General features: G+C 41.7%; 3 protein-coding genes and 1 pseudogene. All 4 read left to right on the forward strand.

All coding sequences use genetic code 11. The annotated features are described in order from the left end of the window. Positions 1–233, forward strand: a 233-nt coding sequence (locus tag H6G76_RS36445) for a helix-turn-helix domain-containing protein (protein ID WP_190711050.1), incomplete at its 5' end; no start/stop codon positions are given. A 25-nt stretch (positions 234–258) separates the two neighbouring features. Beyond that, positions 259–447: pseudogene (locus H6G76_RS37590) on the forward strand (IS630 family transposase); the annotation flags it as partial. 99 nt (positions 448–546) lie between these two features. Then, positions 547–1,722 (forward strand): DUF7005 family protein, encoded by a 1,176-nt coding sequence (locus tag H6G76_RS36455; protein ID WP_190711052.1) that lies wholly within the window; start codon positions 547–549, stop codon positions 1,720–1,722. 116 nt (positions 1,723–1,838) lie between these two features. After that, positions 1,839–2,084: a hypothetical protein gene (locus H6G76_RS36460; RefSeq protein ID WP_190711053.1), complete on the forward strand. Its 246-nt coding sequence runs from the start codon at positions 1,839–1,841 to the stop codon at positions 2,082–2,084. Positions 2,085–2,177 lie beyond the last annotated feature (93 nt).

Here is a 2,177-nt window from a genome sequence, read left to right on the forward strand (position 1 = left end):
TATGGGAGGGAGAAATTGATCAAGTGATCGCACAATGTCTAAGAGTCCACGTTTCAACCGTAGAGCGTACCCGTGCCAGATATGTAGAAGGAGGCATTGAATTAGCGGTGCAAGACCGACCTCATCCACCAAAACAGAGGAAATTAGACGGTCAACAAGAAGCATTTCTGATTGCGACAGCTTGCTCTAATGCACCAGAAGGAAGAAATCGTTGGACGGTTTCCCCGACTTGAAGCAACTGGCGAACCCGAAGGGTTCAACCAAGTTGAGATTGAGTTATCCGTTTTATCCTGCCAATGTTTGGAAAGACGAATTGCTGACGTTCAAAAATTATCTCAAGAAATTGCTTGTTGGCAGAGCGAGCGCAATTCTCGTAAGGAAAGTGTAAATTGGCGATTTAAGACTACTGATGCACGTAAGAAGATGGGACGCTTATATCCATCTATCTTACCTAGCAAAGTTGAGTCGTTAATTAATATAAAACAGGAGCCAGAAGTTATTTTTCCTCTGCTCCTCTACTTCCCTCTGCCAAAATGAGGTTTATGTATGATTGACCAACAATCATTTCGTACTGATGTTCTGACTTATTTTGGAGCAACTGCTGCCCAAGTAGCAGAACTATTAGCATACAACCAAAATGTTTTTGAGCGTAATAGACTAACTGATAAGGTTCAGTTCCCCTTAGCTCCTGAACCTCACATAGCGGCTTGGGAAGAATATGCTGTTGCAGCAAAACTGGGAGGAGCATTGGAAGCACTCAAGCAGCGACTAGTACAGTTGAGATTTCCTATCCAAGAGGGCATAAGCCAGACTGAGGCTTATCGAGATGCCACTCGTAAGGGTGTCGCAGTAGATGGGATGGCAGAGGCGACTGGTTTAGTCTTGCAACAACCTCAGCAACTCCAATTAATCCTATATCAAAGTTTAGCTGGAACTATCCCAGTGTTGTTGGTTAAAAACAGAGAAGATTTTGTCTCTCTAGTGCAAGCCTTAACAAAAAGAAACGAACCCCAGCCAATTCCGGCATCTATGGGAGCCTGTATAGTCAGAGGATTTAACAACTGGGATAGAATTCGTCAGTATCGCCGACAATGGGAAACTCAAAATCCTAATAATTGCTCTGAAACTAGCTGGAATACAGAGTTTCAACGTTTAATACCACAAAAACAACTTTATCAGGATACGTTCATTATTTTAAGTGATGGGTTTTATAGCAATGTTAGCGCGAGTAATTTTGGTCTTGAAGAAGCCCAATGGCAAAGACTGTCTCTAACCATTCGGCTGGAACATGAATGTACTCACTACTTCACACGTCGTTTGTTTGGCTCGATGCGAAACAATATACTCGACGAGCTAATTGCTGACTACAGAGGTATTATGGCTGCTATCGGGTATTATCGATCCGACTGGTTTTTGCATTTTCTGGGGTTAGAATCATTTCCCAATTACCGAGAAGGAGGGAGACTGCAAAACTACCGGGGTCAACCTCCACTTTCTGATAGAGCATTTCAGATTTTACAGGCATTAGTGAAGGCAGCTGCGGAAAATTTGCAACGCTTTCATACTAATTATGCAACTGAAGTGGTTATTAATAACCAAGCTCAGATATTAGTTGCCCTGTCTTATCTCACCTTAGAGGAATTAGCTGCCCCAGATGCCACCTCGCGCATCGAACAAAGTTTAAACAATCATCTCGATATAGGTCTGTATAGTAGTCTTTGATGTAAAAAAGTATTTCCCAGGGTTGTATAGCACCGCATCTGTGTATTTTTCTTCCTTTATGCTGGCAGATAGGCTAGACAGTATTATTAATCAGCGAGGAAATAACTCATCTACGGATGAAAAAGGAGAAAGCAATTAATTATGCAGATTTCAGCAATAATATTCGCTATCAGGCGTGGCGTAAAAGACAAATTACTCGGATTTCAAGTCAGATGCGTAAATCGCTGAGTGACGAGATTCCACATACATCTGTGAGTTTTGAACTCAGTAAAGGTTGCTCGGTAGGATACTGGTTTTGTGCTGTTTCTGCCCCTCGCCTCGGTTATATTTTTACCTACAATCATGAAAATGCTAAGGATTGAGAATTAAATAAGATCCAAAAATAGACACAGCAATGATAGGGTGAACTTATACTGTGAGCAACTCAAAGATGCGATGAATCCCTATCCTTTTAA

The sequence above is a fragment of the Nostoc sp. FACHB-152 genome, from assembly GCF_014697475.1.
GTDB lineage: Bacteria > Cyanobacteriota > Cyanobacteriia > Cyanobacteriales > Nostocaceae > Nostoc_B.